The organism is Streptomyces sp. WM4235 (assembly GCF_001279725.1).
In the GTDB taxonomy this organism is placed as follows: domain Bacteria; phylum Actinomycetota; class Actinomycetes; order Streptomycetales; family Streptomycetaceae; genus Streptomyces.
The window spans coordinates 37,899-53,355 of record NZ_LGDE01000170.1; the positions used below are offsets into that span (position 1 = coordinate 37,899).

The 15,457-nt window shown below is 72.0% G+C and carries 13 protein-coding genes; 7 read left to right on the top strand and 6 right to left on the bottom strand.

What is annotated here, in order from left to right:
- The first annotated feature begins 50 nt into the window (after positions 1-50).
- From ADK55_RS14540 to ADK55_RS14555, 4 genes are all read left to right on the top strand, one after another.
- Positions 51-833, top strand: a complete 783-nt coding sequence (locus ADK55_RS14540; protein WP_053678773.1) for an MIP/aquaporin family protein — start codon at positions 51-53, stop codon at positions 831-833.
- Positions 834-910: 77 nt separating this feature from the next.
- Positions 911-2,437, top strand: coding sequence for a glycerol kinase GlpK (glpK, locus tag ADK55_RS14545; protein ID WP_053678775.1), 1,527 nt, complete (start codon positions 911-913; stop codon positions 2,435-2,437).
- A gap of 44 nt (positions 2,438-2,481) precedes the next feature.
- Positions 2,482-4,089, top strand: a complete 1,608-nt coding sequence (locus ADK55_RS14550) for a glycerol-3-phosphate dehydrogenase/oxidase (protein ID WP_053678777.1) — start codon at positions 2,482-2,484, stop codon at positions 4,087-4,089.
- A 127-nt stretch (positions 4,090-4,216) separates the two neighbouring features.
- Complete coding sequence (locus tag ADK55_RS14555; RefSeq protein ID WP_053678779.1) at positions 4,217-5,218, top strand: PAC2 family protein; 1,002 nt, start codon at positions 4,217-4,219, stop codon at positions 5,216-5,218.
- 97 nt (positions 5,219-5,315) lie between these two features.
- On the opposite strand, the gene mshC is transcribed toward ADK55_RS14555, so the two are convergent.
- The 4 genes from mshC to ADK55_RS14575 all read right to left on the bottom strand — a co-directional run bounded on the left by mshC (position 5,316) and on the right by ADK55_RS14575 (position 8,836).
- Positions 5,316-6,545 (bottom strand): cysteine--1-D-myo-inosityl 2-amino-2-deoxy-alpha-D-glucopyranoside ligase, encoded by a 1,230-nt coding sequence (gene mshC / locus ADK55_RS14560; RefSeq protein ID WP_053678781.1) that lies wholly within the window; start codon positions 6,543-6,545, stop codon positions 5,316-5,318.
- Positions 6,546-6,654: 109 nt separating this feature from the next.
- Positions 6,655-7,491, bottom strand: a complete 837-nt coding sequence (locus ADK55_RS14565) for an SCO1664 family protein (protein WP_199826516.1) — start codon at positions 7,489-7,491, stop codon at positions 6,655-6,657.
- A complete protein-coding gene (locus tag ADK55_RS14570; RefSeq protein WP_053678785.1) occupies positions 7,455-8,045 on the bottom strand; it encodes a DUF3090 domain-containing protein in 591 nt (196 codons plus the stop codon). Before ADK55_RS14570 ends, ADK55_RS14565 begins: the two co-directional genes overlap by 37 nt.
- An 83-nt stretch (positions 8,046-8,128) precedes the next feature.
- Complete coding sequence (locus ADK55_RS14575; RefSeq protein ID WP_053678787.1) at positions 8,129-8,836, bottom strand: histidine phosphatase family protein; 708 nt, start codon at positions 8,834-8,836, stop codon at positions 8,129-8,131.
- Between the two features lie 54 nt (positions 8,837-8,890).
- On the opposite strand from ADK55_RS14575, the gene corA reads away from it, so the two are divergent.
- Entirely contained in the window at positions 8,891-9,883 is a 993-nt protein-coding gene (corA, locus tag ADK55_RS14580) for a magnesium/cobalt transporter CorA (RefSeq protein WP_053678789.1), read from the top strand.
- 30 nt (positions 9,884-9,913) lie between these two features.
- On the opposite strand, the gene ADK55_RS14585 is transcribed toward corA, so the two are convergent.
- On the bottom strand, positions 9,914-10,702 hold the full coding sequence (locus ADK55_RS14585) for a hypothetical protein (RefSeq protein ID WP_053678790.1): 789 nt from the start codon (positions 10,700-10,702) through the stop codon (positions 9,914-9,916).
- A 191-nt stretch (positions 10,703-10,893) separates the two neighbouring features.
- On the bottom strand, positions 10,894-11,943 hold the full coding sequence (locus ADK55_RS14590) for an LLM class F420-dependent oxidoreductase (RefSeq protein ID WP_053678793.1): 1,050 nt from the start codon (positions 11,941-11,943) through the stop codon (positions 10,894-10,896).
- 101 nt (positions 11,944-12,044) lie between these two features.
- Here ADK55_RS14590 and ADK55_RS14595 point away from each other — a divergent pair, with 101 nt between their 5' ends.
- Together ADK55_RS14595 and ADK55_RS14600 are read left to right on the top strand one after the other, a co-directional pair.
- Entirely contained in the window at positions 12,045-13,037 is a 993-nt protein-coding gene (locus ADK55_RS14595; RefSeq protein ID WP_053678795.1) for an aldo/keto reductase, read from the top strand.
- Complete coding sequence (locus ADK55_RS14600) at positions 13,034-15,388, top strand: ATP-dependent DNA helicase (protein ID WP_234350041.1); 2,355 nt, start codon at positions 13,034-13,036, stop codon at positions 15,386-15,388. The genes ADK55_RS14595 and ADK55_RS14600 overlap by 4 nt, the downstream gene beginning before the upstream one ends.
- Positions 15,389-15,457: the final 69 nt, after the last annotated feature.

The window sequence follows — 15,457 nt, forward strand, 5'->3', positions numbered from 1 at the left end:
GAGGGACCCGGTGTCCACGTACCCCTGGACGTAAGACAAAGGAGTCGCGGGTGTCCAGCTCCGACATCTTCATCGGCGAGACCATCGGTACCGCCCTGCTCACACTGCTCGGTGGCGGCGTCTGCGCCGCCGTCACGCTGAAGAGCTCCAAGGCCCGCAACGCGGGTTGGCTCGCCATCACGTTCGGCTGGGGTTTCGCCGTACTGATCGCCGCCTACGTCTCCGCGCCCCTCTCCGGCGCCCACCTCAACCCGGCGGTCACCGTCGGCCTCGCGATCAAGGACGGCGACTGGGGCAACGTCCCGGTGTACTTCGCCGGCCAGCTCCTGGGCGCGATGCTCGGCGCGGTGCTGATGTGGGTCACGTACTACGGCCAGTTCCGTGTGCACCTGGCGGACCCGGAGCACATCCGGGACGCGAAGCTCGGCCCGGAGGACCCGCACCCGCACGACGTGGCGGGCCCGGTCCTCGGGATCTTCTCCACCGGTCCGGAGATCCGCAACACCGTCCAGAACCTGGCGACCGAGATAATCGGCACCGCCGTCCTGGTCCTGGCCATCCTGACCCAGGGTCTCCAGGACGACGGCAAGGGCCTCGGCGTCATCGGCGTCCTGATCACCTCGTTCGTGGTCGTCGGCATCGGCCTCTCGCTCGGCGGTCCGACCGGCTACGCCATCAACCCGGTGCGCGACCTCGGCCCGCGCATCGTCCACGCCCTGCTGCCGCTTCCCAACAAGGGCGGCTCCGACTGGGCATACTCCTGGATCCCGGTCGTCGGCCCGCTCGTCGGTGCCGCCGCCGCCGGTGGTCTGTACAACATCGCGTTCGCCTGATCAGCACCGGCACGTATCGCAAGATCCGCACCGCCCCCTGATTCCGCCAACCCAGAGACCTGCCAGGAGCACCCACCATGACCAGCAGCACCGGCCCCTTCATCGCCGCGATCGACCAGGGCACCACCTCCTCCCGCTGCATCGTGTTCGACCGCGACGGCCGCATCGTCGCCGTCGACCAGAAGGAGCACGAGCAGATCTTCCCGAAGCCGGGCTGGGTCGAGCACGACGCCGCCGAGATCTGGACCAACGTCCAGGAGGTCGTCGCCGGAGCCATCGCCAAGGCCGAGATCACCGCCGCGGACGTCAAGGCCGTCGGCATCACCAACCAGCGCGAGACCACCCTGCTGTGGGACAAGAACACCGGCGAGCCGGTGCACAACGCGCTGGTCTGGCAGGACACCCGCACCGACGCCCTGTGCAAGGAGCTCGGCCGCAACGTCGGCCAGGACCGCTTCCGCCGCGAGACGGGCCTCCCGCTCGCCTCGTACTTCGCCGGCCCCAAGGTCCGCTGGCTGCTCGACAACGTCGAGGGCCTGCGCGAGCGCGCCGAGGCCGGCGACATCCTCTTCGGCACCATGGACTCGTGGGTCATCTGGAACCTCACGGGCGGCACCCAGGGCGGCGTGCACGTCACCGACGTCACCAACGCCTCGCGCACCATGCTGATGAACCTGCACTCCCTGGAGTGGGACCCGAAGATCGCGGAGTCCATGGGGGTCCCGACCAACGTCCTCCCCGAGATCAAGTCCTCCGCCGAGGTCTACGGCCACGTCAAGGAGGGCGTCCTCGCCGGCGTCCCGGTCGCCTCGGCGCTCGGCGACCAGCAGGCCGCCCTGTTCGGGCAGACCTGTTTCGCCGAGGGCGAGGCCAAGTCCACCTACGGCACCGGCACGTTCATGCTGATGAACACCGGCGACCAGATCATCAACTCCTACAGCGGCCTGCTGACCACGGTCGGCTACCGGATCGGCGACCAGAAGCCGGTCTACGCGCTGGAGGGCTCCATCGCCGTCACCGGCTCGCTCGTCCAGTGGATGCGCGACCAGATGGGCCTGATCAAGTCCGCCGCGGAGATCGAGACCCTGGCCTCCTCCGTCGAGGACAACGGCGGCGCCTACTTCGTGCCCGCCTTCTCCGGCCTCTTCGCCCCGTACTGGCGCTCCGACGCCCGCGGCGTGATCGCCGGCCTCACCCGGTACGTCACCAAGGCGCACATCGCCCGTGCCGTCCTGGAGGCCACCGCCTGGCAGACCCGTGAGATCACCGACGCCATGACCAAGGACTCGGGCGTCGAGCTCGCCGCCCTCAAGGTCGACGGCGGCATGACCTCCAACAACCTGCTGATGCAGACGCTCTCGGACTTCCTGGACGCACCGGTGGTGCGCCCCATGGTCGCCGAGACCACCTGCCTCGGCGCCGCCTACGCCGCCGGCCTGGCCGTCGGCTTCTGGCCCGACACCGACGCCCTGCGCGCCAACTGGCGCCGCGCGGCGGAGTGGACCCCGCGGATGCCCGCCGAACAGCGGGACCGCGAGTACAAGAGCTGGCTCAAGGCCGTCGAGCGGTCCATGGGCTGGGTCGACGACGAAGACGCCAGCTGACCGCTCAGCCGGCGCAATCGACGAGTAAGTAGGAGTCAAGCGATATGAGCAGCCCGCAGAGCGTTCCCGCCCTGGGTACGCACCCGACCGCCGGTTCGAACCCGAGCCGCGCCGAGACCCGCGAGCAGTTGGCCAAGGCCACGTACGACCTGCTGGTCATCGGCGGTGGAATCCTGGGCACCTCGGTGGCCTGGCACGCCGCGCAGTCGGGTCTGCGGGTCGCCATGGTGGACGCCGGCGACTTCGCCGGCGCCACCTCCTCCGCCTCGTCCAAGCTGGTGCACGGCGGCCTGCGCTACCTGCAGACCGGTGCGGTCAAGCTGGTCGCCGAGAACCACCACGAGCGCCGGGTGCTGGCCAAGGACGTGGCCCCGCACCTGGTCAACCCGCTCACGTTCTACCTCCCGGTGTACAAGGGCGGCCCGGTCGGCGCCGCGAAGCTGGGCGCGGGCGTGTTCGCGTACTCGGCGCTCTCCGCGTTCGGTGACGGCATCGGCAAGGTCATATCCCCGGCCCGCGCCGTCGCCGACAACCCGGGTCTGAAGACGGACAACCTGAAGGCCGTCGCCGTCTACTACGACCACCAGATGAACGACTCCCGCGTGGCCGTCATGACGGTCCGCGCGGCCGTCGAGTCGGGCGCGGTCGTCCTGAACCACGCCGAGGTCACCGGTCTGCGCATGACGCGCGGCCGGGTCAGCGGCGCCGAGCTCAAGGACCGTCTCGACGGCACCGAGTTCGGGGTCGACGCGCGCGTCGTGCTCAACGCCACCGGCCCGTGGGTGGACCACCTGCGGCGCATGGAAGACAAGCACTCGATGCCGTCGATCCGCCTGTCCAAGGGCGCGCACATCGTGATGAAGCGCAAGTCGCCCTGGAAGGCCGCCATGGCCACCCCGATCGACAAGTACCGCATCACCTTCGCCCTGCCGTGGGAGGACCAACTGCTGCTCGGCACCACCGACGAGGTGTACGAGGGCGACCCCGCGGACGTGCGCGCCACCGAGGCCGACATCCAGCAGATCCTCGACGAGGCGGCGTTCTCGGTGAAGGACGCGGACCTCGACCGCTCCCTGATGACGTACGCCTTCGCGGGCCTGCGGGTGCTGCCCGGCGGCCCCGGCGGGGTGGAGAAGGCCAAGCGGGAGACCGTGGTCTCCGAGGGCGCGGGCGGCATGCTGTCGGTGGCCGGCGGCAAGTGGACCACCTACCGGCACATCGGCCGTGTGGTGATGGACAAGCTGGCGAAGCTCCCGGGCAGCCCGCTGACCGAGGACATGGAGCCGCTGAAGTCGCTCGTGCGCCGGATCGCCCTGCCCGGTGTCGCCAACCCGAACGCGGTGGCGCACCGGCTGCTGGTGGACCGGGAGCCCGGGACGCGCATGGACCCGCTGACCGCCCGGCACCTGGCCTCGCACTACGGTTCGCTGGCCTTCGACATCGCGCGGCTGGCGAACGAGGACGCGGCGCTCGCCGAGCGCATCCACCCGGACGGGCCGGAGATCTGGGCGCAGGTCGCCTACGCCCGTGACAACGAGTGGGCCGAGACGGTCGACGACGTGCTGCGTCGCCGTACCACGGTGACGGTCCGCGGCCTGGACGACGACGCGGTGCGCGCCCGTGTCCAGGAGATGCTGGGCGACAAGGCTTAGCCTGCTCGGCAGGTGGGCAGAGGGGCGGTTCCGAGGGGAACCGCCCCTCTGTCGTGGGCTGTGGTTGGTGTCGTTTCAAGGCTTAGGCTGACCCACGTACGCAAGGGAACTTCGGAAGGAGACCTGGGTGATCGAGCTTGAGGGCGTGCCCGAGCTGATCGACCCGGTCATGGTGGCCGCGTTCGAGGGCTGGAACGACGCGGGTGACGCCGCCTCCGGTGCGGTGACGCACCTGGACCGGGAGTGGAAGGGCGAGGTCTTCGCGGCTCTGGACGCCGAGGATTACTACGACTTCCAGGTCAACCGGCCGACGGTCTGGCTGGACAACGGGGTACGGAAGATCACCTGGCCGACGACGCGTCTGTCGGTGGTCAGGATCGGCGGCGCCAAACCGCGCGACCTGGTGTTGGTGCGGGGCATCGAACCGTCCATGCGCTGGCGGTCGTTCTGCAACGAGATCCTCGGCTTCGCCCACGAGTTGGGCGTGGAGATGGTCGTCATCCTGGGGGCGCTGCTCGGGGACACACCGCACACCCGGCCGGTCCCGGTGAGCGGTGTGACGTCCGACGCCGACCTGGCGCGCACGATGGACCTGGAGGAGACCAAGTACGAGGGTCCGACCGGGATCGTGGGCGTGCTCCAGGAGGCCTGTACGCACGCGGGCGTGCCGGCGGTGTCGCTGTGGGCGGCGGTGCCGCACTACGTGTCGCAGCCGCCGAACCCGAAGGCGACGCTGGCGCTGCTGAACCGGCTGGAGGATCTGATCGACATTCGGATCCCGCTCGGCGAACTCCCCGAGGACGCGCGGGCCTGGCAGTTGGGCGTGGACCAACTGGCCGCCGAGGACAGCGAGGTGGCCGAGTACGTGCAGACGCTGGAGGAGGCGCGGGACACCGCGGACCTGCCGGAGGCCTCGGGGGACGCCATCGCCCGGGAGTTCGAGCGGTACCTGCGGCGCCGTGACCCGGCGGCCGATCCGGGCACGGCGGGCGACTCCGGCTCGTACTTCCGCGACCTCTCGGGCGGCGGTCGTCCGCAGCCGAAGCCGAGGCCCGGACCGGAGGAGTCGGCGGGCTCGCCCGAGGCACCCGACACACCGGACACGGACGAGGACACCCCCGAGGCCTGACCGGCCGGTCGCCGGGGGTGTGGTGAACGAGCGAAGCGCGCCCCGGCGGTACCGCCGGGGCGCGCTTCGTTGTCGGGGAGCGGTGCTCCCCCGCGTTCTACAGGGCCACGCCCAGCAGGGCGTCGACCGTACGGGAGACCAGGCCGGGGGCCGATTCGTCGTCGCCGGACGCGGCGATCTGGAGTTCGACCCAGCGGTCCACCGCGGCCAGCGCGGCGGGGGCGTCCAGGTCGTCGGCGAGGGCCTCGCGGACCTCCTCGACCAGGGTGTCGGCGGGGATGCCGTCGGGTCGTGACACGGCCGCACGCCAGCGTTCGAGGCGGGCGACCGCCTCGGCGAGGACCTCGTCCGTCCACTCCCAGTCGGCCCGGTAGTGGTGGGCCAGCAGCGCGAGTCGGATGGCGGCGGGGTCGACGCCGGCGCGGCGCAGCGCGGAGACGAAGACCAGGTTGCCCTTCGACTTCGACATCTTCTCGCCGCCCAGGGCGACCATGCCGGCGTGGACGTACGCCTTGGCCATCGGGAACTCGCCCGTCAGGGCCTGTGCGTGCGAGGCGCCCATCTCGTGGTGCGGGAAGGCCAGGTCGGAGCCGCCGCCCTGGATGTCGAAGCCCATGCCGAGGTGGTCGAGGGCGATGGCGACGCACTCGATGTGCCAGCCGGGTCGGCCGCGGCCCAGCGAGCCGCCGTCCCAGCTCGGCTCGCCCGGGCGGGCGGCCATCCACAGCATCGGGTCGAGCGGGTTCTTCTTGCCGGGGCGCTCGGGGTCGCCGCCGCGCTCGGCGGACAACAGCCGCATCGCCTCGGCGTCGAGGTGGGAGACCTGCCCGAAGTGGGGGTCGGACTCCACGGAGAAGTAGATGTCGCCGTCGAGCTCGTAGGCGGCGCCCGCCTCCCGGAGCCGTTCGACCAGCGGCACGATGCCGGGTATGGCCTCGACGGCGCCGATGTAGTGCCGGGGCGGCAGCATCCGCAGGGCGGTCATGTCCTCGCGGAAGAGGGCCGTCTCGCGTTCGGCGAGCTCGGTCCAGTCCTGGCCGTCCCGCAGCGCCCGCTCCAGCAGCGGGTCGTCCACGTCGGTGACGTTCTGGACGTAGTGAACCTGCCGCTTGTTGTCGAGCCACACGCGCTGGACGAGGTCGAACGCGTTGTAGGTCGCCACGTGACCGATGTGGGTCGCGTCGTACGGGGTGATGCCGCAGACGTAGATACGGGCGACGGGACCGGGGTCGAGGGTGATCGTCCCTTGGGTCGCGGAGTCGTGGATCTGGAGGTCGCGGCCCTTGCCAGGAAGGGCGGGGACCTCAGAAGCGGGCCAGGCATGCATGCATCGAGACTAACCGGACTGGTGTTCCGGAAACGAACCGGACCTGCACTGTTGGCTTGATCGACACTCTTGCGATCTGGCCGGTTCCATGCATGTCGCGCCGGCCTGTTCAGACCGGCGGCCAGGGGATCGCGGGCCACTGCCCGGACGGCTTCGGATGGGTCCCCGTGCGCACCAGATGGGCCACACGGGCCCGTACGGCGTCCAACTCGACGGCGGTGATCAGTTCGGCCAGCCGGGTGGCGAGCGGGCCTCCGTCGGCCAGCTGATCGGCCAGGGAGGCCAGCGCGGACCGTGCCTCGTCCGTCAGCGACTCCCCCGCCCACCCCCACAGCAGGGTGCGCAGCTTGTCCTCCGTGTGGAAGGTCACTCCGTGGTCGATGCCGTAGAGCCGCCCGTCGGGGGCGGGCAGCAGGTGGCCGCCCTTGCGGTCGCCGTTGTTGATCACGGCGTCGAGGACGGAGAGCCGGCGCAGCCGGGGGTCGTCGGCGTGGACGAGCAGCGCGGTGCGCCCCTCGCCCACCTCGGCGAAGGCCACCGGCTTCCAGCCCTCCCCCGCCTCCTCGCCCTCGACGAGCGCGAGGAGCTCGGCCTCCGGTGGTTCCCCGGCGTCGATCCAGTGCTGGACCATGCCCTCGCCGTAAGGGCCGTCACGCAGCACGGTCGTCGGCACGAGTCCCCAACCGGTGGCCTCGGAGACCAGGTAGGCGGCGCGCTCGCGTTGGGCGAGGTTGCCGTCGGGGAAGTCCCACAGCGGCCGTTCGCCCTTGATCGGCTTGTAGACGCAGTCGACGCTCTCGCCCTCGTGCGTCACCGTGCAGTACAGGACGGCGTTGGAGGCCTCGGCGATGCGGGCGCGGACGGTCAGCTCACCTCGGGTGAGCAGCTCCTCGATCGGGGTCACGGGGCTCACGCCTGGCGCCGGTAGCCGTTCTGGCGCGGACACACGTGCCCTTCGGGGTCGAGCGGCAGGCTGCACAGCGGGCACGGCGGGCGGCCCGCGTTGACGACGTCCAGGGCGCGTTTGGCGAAGGCCCGCGCCTGGCTGCCGGAAAGGCGGACGCGGAGCATCGGGGGCCCGTTCTCCTCGTCCTGGAGCAGGCGCTCCTCCGCCTCGGCGAGATCCTCTTCCGAGTCCGCGTCGAGTTCGACGAGTGCCTGGGCCTCGACGATCATGCGCTGCTCCTCGCCGTCCCAGGCGAGGGCCATGGTCCCGACGCGGAACTCCTCCTCGACGGGGACGTCGAGCGGTGCGGTGTCGGGCGACTCGGTGGAGGCGACGGCGGGGACGGGGGCGTTGCCGCCGGTGCGCCGCACGACCTCGTCCAGCAGTTCGTCCATCCGCTCGGCCAGGGCCGCGACCTGCGTCTTCTCCAGGGACACGCTCGTGAGCCGGGGGCCCGAGGAGGCCTGGAGGAAGAACGTACGACGTCCAGGCAGACCGACCGTGCCGGCCACGAAGCGGTCCGGCGGGTCGTAAAGGAAAACCTGACGGGGCACGTCCAGTCTCCAAGTTTCGGCGGCGGGGGGAGGGGCGGTGCTGTGCGGTTGTGTTGGCCCGTCCACCCTACTGCGCCGTTCGATCAGGCCGCGCCCGCACCGCCCCCCACGACGGCGTTCCCGTCGGCTTCGGGATCCTGCGGGGTTTCGGCGGACGCGCGCGGGATCAGTGACCCGAAGTCGCCGGTGTCGCCGAGCCGGAACACGAAGGGTCGGGTCGTGGTGTAGCGGATCGCGGTGACCGAGCAGGGGTCGACGTGGATCCGCTGGAAGAGGTCGAGGTGCATGCCGAGGGCGTCCGCCACAAGGGACTTGATGATGTCGCCGTGCGAGCACATGAGGAAGACGGCGTCGCCGCCGTGCTCTTCCTCGATCCGCGCGTCCCATTCGCGCACGGCGTCCACGGCGCGGGCCTGCATGGCCCGCATGGACTCGCCGCCGGGGAAGGACGCCGCCGAGGGGTGCTGCTGGACGATCTTCATCAGGGGTTCGTCGGCGAGTTCGGAGAGCTTGCGGCCGGACCAGTCGCCGTAGTGGCACTCGCCGATCCGGTCGTCGGTGTGCTCGGTCAGCTCGGGTCGGGCGGCGAGCAGCGGGGCCAGCGTTTCCCGGCAGCGCTGGAGCGGGCTGCTGACGACGGCCGCGAGGGGCACGCCCGCGAGTCGCCCGGGCAGCGCGGCGGCCTGTTCGGCGCCGCGTTCGTCGAGGGCCACTCCCGGGGTCCATCCGGCGAGCAAGCCTGCGGTGTTGGCGGTGGACCGCCCGTGTCGTACGAGGATCAGCGTGGCCATGCGCCCAGCCTAAGCGGTGCCGCCTGTGTGCGGGTGGGCTGGGCGCAGGGAAGAATGCCCCGGGTGATTGTCGACTGCGCGATGTACCGGGACGGCCGCCGTTCCCAGGCCCCGAAGGACTTCTCGGACGCCCTGGACGAGGCCCGGGCCGGCGGCGACGCCTTCGTCTGGGTCGGCATGCACGAGCCGACGGAGAAGGAATTCGAGCACGTCAGCCAGGAGTTCGGCCTGCATCCCCTGGCGGTGGAGGACGCGCTGGGGGCGCACCAGCGGCCGAAGCTGGAGGTGTACGACGACTCGCTCTTCGTGGTCCTGAAGCCGGTGATGTACGACGAGGCGACGGACACCGTGACCACCGGCGAGTTGATGGTCTTCATCGGTGACTCGTTCGTGGTCACCGTCCGGCACGGCGAGGGCGCCGCGCTGGCCGCCGTCCGGCACCGGCTGGAGCACGAGCCGGACGTGCTCAAGCACGGGCCGACGGCCGTGTTGTACGCGGTGTCCGACGCCGTGGTGGACCACTACATCGAGGTGGCGGCCGAGCTCCAGTCCGACCTGGAGGAGCTGGAGGCCGAGGTGTTCGCGCCGAACGTGACGGACACGAAGAACACCGCCGCCCGGATCTACGGCTTCAAGCGGCAGGTGCTGGAGTTCCGTCGGGCGACGAGTCCGCTGCTCCAGCCGATGGACCGCCTCGCCTTCGGCAGCGTGCCGTTCGTGCACGACCACGCCCAGCCCTTCTTCCGTGACGTCGCCGACCACCTGACGAAGGCGAACGAGTACATCGAGGGCCTGGACCGGCTGCTGTCGGACGCGCTGGCGGCGCATCTGGCGCAGATGGGTGTCCGACAGAACGACGACATGCGCAAGATCTCCGCCTGGGCGGCGATGGCGGCCGTCCCGACGATGGTCGCGGGGGTCTACGGCATGAACTTCGACCACATGTGGGAACTCCACCAGCGCTGGGGCTATCCGGTACTGCTGGTGATCATGACGGTGCTGTGTCTGGGCCTGCACCGGATGTTCAAGCGCCGCGGCTGGCTGTAGGCCGTCTCCCGCGGGGCGCCGCCGGGCCGCTCAGGCGAACTCGGGTGCGGTGACGGGTTCGCCGCCCAGCGCGTCGCGCCGTTCGGGCAGGCGCAGGTCGATCATGCGGTGCCAGCCGCTGAAGCGCTCGTACGCGTACATGCCGCGGATGCCGGCGGCGAGCGCGGCGGACTTGGGCGCGGGCCAGCGCAGGATCCGCCCCATGTGCGCCATCACGGCGAGGCTCACGTCGCGGTAGACGCCGATCTCGGCGAGCGCGCTGGTGCGCAGGGTCCGCTGGATGGTCCGGGCGTGGCCCTCGCGGGCGAGCCTCAGGAGTTCCTCGTGGCAGTAGGCGAGGTGGTTGTCCTCGTCGTTGCTGATCATGCGGATGGCCTTGCCGATCTCGGGGTGGTCCCCGAAGCACTTGACCAACATCACCATCTGGTCCGCGGCGCGCTGTTCGGTGACCCGGCTGTGCGCGAGGTAGACGACGATGTCCTCCTCGGTCAGCGGTTCGTCGCGGCGCAGCTGGTCGTGGGCGAGCCCGATGCCGCGCCGCTCCAGCAGCATCGTGTAGTCGGTCTCGGGCGGCACGGGAACCGCCGGCAGGCCGCGTTTGCGGAGCAGGGCCCGGAAGATCCGACCGTGCTTGTCCTCGTCGGCGCCGTGGCGGGTGATCTTGGGTGCGAGATCGCGCATGCCGGCCGGCACGAGGGCCGCGATCCGGGCGTTCTCCCAGCCTCCCTGGGACTCCCCGCTGGCGGCGATGGAGCAGAACAGCTGGAAGGAGTCGTCGTGGTCGACGATCTCCTGGAACAGGCTGCGGGCAGAGAGCATGTAACGAGTCAAATGCGGATGGAGCGGACGGGCAACCGATACGTCGCACCGCTCGGCCGAATGAACGAACCGAAGGCGATGCCCGCAGGGCGTAACCCGGGGACCGCCGATCGCGTTGTTGGCGGTGTCGGCCGTGGCGGGGAAGACCCCCCGAGCCCCCACCACGGCCGCAGAACTTCCGACTCCTCGCCTCAGGCGAGACCCGCCAGTTCCAGCGCCTCGGTGCCGGCGCGCAGGGCGGTGATCCGCTCTTCCAGCGTGAATCCGGCCGGGGCCAGCGTCAGGGTCGTGACCCCGGCCTCCGCGTAGGCCCGCATCCCGTCCGCGATCCGCTCCACGGAGCCCAGCAGGGTGGTCGAGTCGATCAGCGAGTGCGGGACTGCGGCCGCCGCGCCCGCCTTGTCGCCGGCCAGGTACTTCTCCTGGATCTCGGCCGCTTCCTTCTCGTAGCCCATGCGCTGGGCCAACTGGTTGTAGAAGTTCTGCTTGGCGCTGCCCATGCCGCCGACGTACAGCGCGGTGTACGGGCGGAACATGTCCGCGAGCCCGCCCACGTCGGCGCCGATGGCCAGTGGCACGGTCGGACAGACGTCGAAGCCGTCCATCGTCAGACCCGCCTTCTCGCGGCCCGCGCGGATGTGTCGCAGGGCCGTCTCCTCCAGGTGCTCCGCCGCCGGGAAGATCAGCAGGGCTCCGTCGGCGATCTCGCCCGTCTGCTCCAGGTTCTTCGGACCGATCGCGGCGATGTAGAGCGGGATGTGCTCGCGCTCGGGGTGCACGGTGAGCTTGATCGGCTTGCCGGGGCCGCCGGGCAGCGGGAGGGTCCAGTGCTGCCCTTCGTAGTTCAGCCGCTCGCGGCTCATCGCCTTGCGGACGATCTCCACGTACTCGCGGGTCCGGGCGAGCGGCTTGTCGAACTTCACGCCGTACCAGCCCTCCGAGACCTGCGGTCCGGAGACCCCGAGGCCGAGTCGGAAGCGGCCCTTGGTGAGCGAGTCCAGGGTGGCCGCGGTCATGGCCGTCATGGCGGGCTGGCGGGCCGGGATCTGGAAGATGGCCGAGCCGACGTCGATCCGCTCCGTCTGGGCCGCGACCCAGGCCAGGACCGTGGCCGCGTCCGAGCCGTAGGCCTCGGCCGCCCAGCAGACGTCGTACCCGAGGCGGTCGGCCTCCTGGGCGACGGCGAGGTTGTCGGCGTCCATGCCCGCACCCCAGTAACCGAGATTGATGCCGAGCCGCATGTGTCGTCCCCTTACCGGTTTACCGATCAGTAACGTTGGTCTGCGGGGGACTGTAGCGCGCCACGGTGCCCCGCGTCAGTGCCCCAGTAGTCTCAGCGCTCATGGAGCAGAGGCATCTCGGCCGCACCGGACTGCGCGTCTCCCGGATCGGCCTCGGCACCCTGACCTGGGGACGGTCCGCCGAAGGACCCGACGAGGCGGGCGCGGCCGAGCAGTTGAAGACCTTCTGGGAGGCGGGCGGCACCTTCGTCGACACCGCCGACGTGTACGGGGGCGGGGAGGCGGAGCACCTCCTGGGGCAGTTGATCGGCGGAGCGGCGCCGCGGCGGGAACTGGTGATCGCGACCAAGTCGGGGTCCGTACGGGACCCGGATCGGCGCTTCGACTGTTCGCGCGGCCACCTGCTGGCCGCGCTGGACGATTCGCTGGCCCGCCTGGGCACCGACTACGTGGACCTGTGGCAGGTGCACGCCTTCGACCCGGGAACCCCGCTGGAGGAGACCCTCCAGGCCCTGGACCTGGCCGTGAGCAGCGGACGGGCGCGGTACGCGGGGGTGGCCGGCTTCAGCGGCTGGCAGTTGGCGAAGGCGGCGACCTGGCAGCTGGCGGCGCCGGGCCAGCGGACCCGCCTGGCGTCGACCCAGATGGAGTACTCGCTCCTCCAGCGGGGCGTGGAGCGCGAGGTGCTGCCGGCGGCACTGGACCTGGGCGTGGGCCTGCTGCCCTCGTCGCCGCTGGGGCGCGGGGTGCTGACGGGCAAGTACCGGGACGGGACGCCCGCCGACTCGCGGGCCGCGTCGGAGACCCTGGCGGCCTTCGTGGACCCGTACCTGGACGATCCCGCGAGCCGGATCGTGGACGCGGTGGCGACGGCGGCGCAGGGGTTGGCGGTGACCCCGCTCCAGGTGGCGCTGGCGTGGATCCGGGACCGGCCGGGAGTCGTCGCGCCGATCGTCGGCGCGCGGACGGCGGCGCAGCTCGGCGCGGCGCTGTCGGTGGAGGCCCTTAGTCTTCCCGAGGAGATCTGCCGTGCGCTGGACGACGTGTCGGCGCCCGTGCACCGCTACCCCGATCAGGACTGGAGCACGCTGTGAGTACGGACCGTCACGCCCCCGAGCCCGCCGCCGCGGATGAACTGGCCGCCCCCGGCCCGGAGGGCGGGCCCACGGACGGCTCCGACGGCGTCGCTCCGCCGGAGACGGATCAGGCCGCCGAAGCACCGTCCGAGCCCCCGTCGGACACGGAGGCCGCACCGGATGCCGAGCAGGATGCCGACGGGCCGGAGGCCGACGCCCCGGTGCCGACGGTGACGGACACGACCGCCGACACGACCGCGGACACGACCGCGGAGGATGCCGACACCCCGGTGACGGACACGACCGCGGAGGATGCCGACGCCGATCCGGAGGCCGCGTCCGACGCCGCCGACGACGATGCCGATGCCGATGCCGATGAGTCGGGCGCGACGGCGACCGGGGACGCGGCCGCCGGCGACGCGGAGGGTGCCAAGCCCGCGCTCAGCGAGGCGGCGGCGGAGTTGGCCGCGCAGAAGGTCGAGCGCGAGCGGATCGCCCGGCGCAAGGCGGAGCGCGAGGCACCGATCGAGGCCGGCGCGAAGCTCAGCGGGACGGCCGCCGACCTGCTGGCCGCCGTACGGGCCGTGGAGAGCGGCGCCCAGCCCGCTCCCGTGTACTTCGACGACGCCCCGGCCGCGCCGCGCCCCGCTCCGGCCGCCGCTCCCCCGCAGCCCCGCACGCCCGCGCCCGTCGCGGCGGTCGCCGTCGGCGACGTCGACGCCGTACGCGCCGTCCTGCTGCGCGGTGGGGCTCCCGAGGCCTTGGCGGCTCAGGCCGCGGCCGTGCTCGGCGAGGGCGCGGCCGAGCGGCTCGCCGAGGACCCCTGGCTGCTGTTGGCGGTGGCCGGGGTGCGTCCCACCCAGGCGGACGGATTCGCCCGGGCCCTGCTGGGCCCCGAGGCGGGCCCGGCCGACGAGCGCCGCAGCGCCGCCCTGGTGGGCTGGCTGCTGGACCAGGCCGCCCTGAAGGGACACACCGCGCTGGAGGCGCCGATCCTGGAGAAGGCGCTGGCCCAGTACGGCGTCCCGGACGCCGGGGAGGCGCTGGAGCAGGCCATCGGGGACGGCACGGTGCTGGTGTTCAACGAGCAGTTGGACCCGCCGGGCACCGAGTACGCCGAGGGCGAGGAGCCCCCGGTGCGCGTCCTCTTCGGTCTGGAGGGCTGCGCCCTGGCCGAGGAGAGCCTGGCCGACGGGCTGGCCCGGCTCGCCAACACCTTCGGCGGGGCGGCCGATTGGGAGAAGGCCGCCACCGGACCGGGCGCCGATCTGATCCGGGCGGTCTCCGGCCACGGCCTGGTCACCCATACAGGTGGCGAGGCGGCTCGCGCCGAACCGACGGCCCTGCTCGCGGCCGCCCGGGAATTCGGGCTGCGGGCGTGCCTGGCCGCCCACGCGCCGCACGAGGGCGCCGTGACCGTGGCGGGCCTGCTCGCCGGCGCCGAGGGGCCCGGGCGGGACGCGGACGGACAGTTCGCGCTGGACCTGCTCATCGTCCTGGACGCCCCCCAGCTGGACGTGGAGACCGCCGCCGCGCTGGTGGAGTCGGTGCCGGACGGCGCCCGACTGGTGCTGTCCGGGGACCCCGGCGTCCTCGGCTCGGCCGGGCCGGGGCGGGTGTTCGCGGATGTGGTGGCGGCCCGTGCCTGCCCGCAGTCAGTCTCCCGCATCCCGGACCCCGGTCCGCTCGGCGAGCTGGTCTCGGGCATCGGGATCGGGGAGCTGAACCAGGTCGAGGCTCCCGGCAAGGAGGTCGTCATCGTCCCGGTGCGCGACGCCGGGGAGGCCGTGCACCGAACCGTCCAGCTGGTGGCCGAGTCGGTGCCCCGCGCGTTCGGCGTCCCGGCGGACGACGTGCAGGTCATCACTCCCGGCCACGGCGGCTCGGCGGGCACCAGGGCGCTGAACACTGCCCTCAAGGAGCGGCTGAACCCCGGCCCCGGCCGCTTCCGCGGCTTCGACCCCGGTGACCGGGTGGTCCACGTTCCCTCGCCGGGGCGGGCGCTGCCCGCGCGGGTGGTGTCGGCCGACGCTGAGGGGCTGCACCTGGACGCCTCGGGCGAGCGGGTCGTCGTACCGCAGGAGCAGGTGGAGTCCCGGGTCCGGCACGGCTGGGCGGTGACCGCGCACCAGGCCGTGGGCGTGCGCTGGCCGGCGGTGGTCGTGGTCCTGCCGGGCGACGCGGCGGAGGCTCTGTCGCGGGACTGGGTGTACACGGCGTTCGGGCGGGCCGAGCGGCACCTGTCCGTGGTGCACGGCGTCGACCAGGCCCTGCCGGCGGCGGTGACCCAGGGGCTGCCGAAGCCGCGCACGACCCGCCTGACGGGCCTGCTGCGGGCCCTGGTGGCCTCGGCCGAACAACCGCGGTAGCGCGGGTGACGTCGGTGTGCCCCCGCCCGGGTCCGGGCGGGGGCACACCGACGTGCGCACCGACTTGCG